General features: G+C 34.3%; 2 protein-coding genes. One reads left to right on the top strand and one right to left on the bottom strand.

Features of this window, described 5'->3' with window-relative positions; all coding sequences use genetic code 11:
• The coding region (locus PGQ38_RS19435) for a hypothetical protein (protein WP_270433225.1) at positions 1–258 on the top strand (258 nt) is incomplete at its 5' end.
• Between the two features lie 10 nt (positions 259–268).
• Here the strand turns inward: PGQ38_RS19435 and PGQ38_RS19430 are convergent.
• On the bottom strand, positions 269–527 hold a 259-nt coding region (locus PGQ38_RS19430; protein ID WP_270433223.1), incomplete at its 5' end, for a hypothetical protein.

The raw sequence follows: 527 nt of genomic DNA, 5'->3' as shown, positions 1-527 counted from the left end.
CAAAATAGTGACTCATTATCACGAAAGACAGAAAGCATTACACAATTACCGGATGGAAATAAAGCTAAATTAATATCAATAGGTAGCACTGGTATTGATGTGGGTAGTACAGGTGAAAAAATTCCATCATGGTCTTTTGGAATATTTTTACCAAGTAGCGGAGGTTCTGACGCCTGTTTACTTTGTGCCAATTCTACACAAATTACCATAGTATATAAATCAAGTGGTGTTTGGGTCTCTTGCAAAAGAATCGGATAAAATTATCATTTTAAACAAGCAATTCCCATCCGCTCCATGTTTCCTTAGCCTTAGTTTTAACGGATATATGTAATCCATAAAATGCAATTATAGTTATGTAATTCTTATTTCCATTTGAAGCAAAAGCGATTGCGTTAATCCATATCCCTTCTGAATAACTCGGAGAATTTTTGGCATCACTTCCATTTCCCGAATATATACCTGGAGCCGAAATGCTATTCCAGTCTGTTAAATTTAAATTATACCCATTATTGAAGCTCTCACTATTT

The organism is Blautia faecis (assembly GCF_027662325.1).
GTDB lineage: Bacteria > Bacillota > Clostridia > Lachnospirales > Lachnospiraceae > Blautia_A > Blautia_A faecis.
The sequence above is the reverse complement of the archived record's forward strand: the minus strand, read 5'-3'. Positions and strand labels throughout refer to the sequence as shown.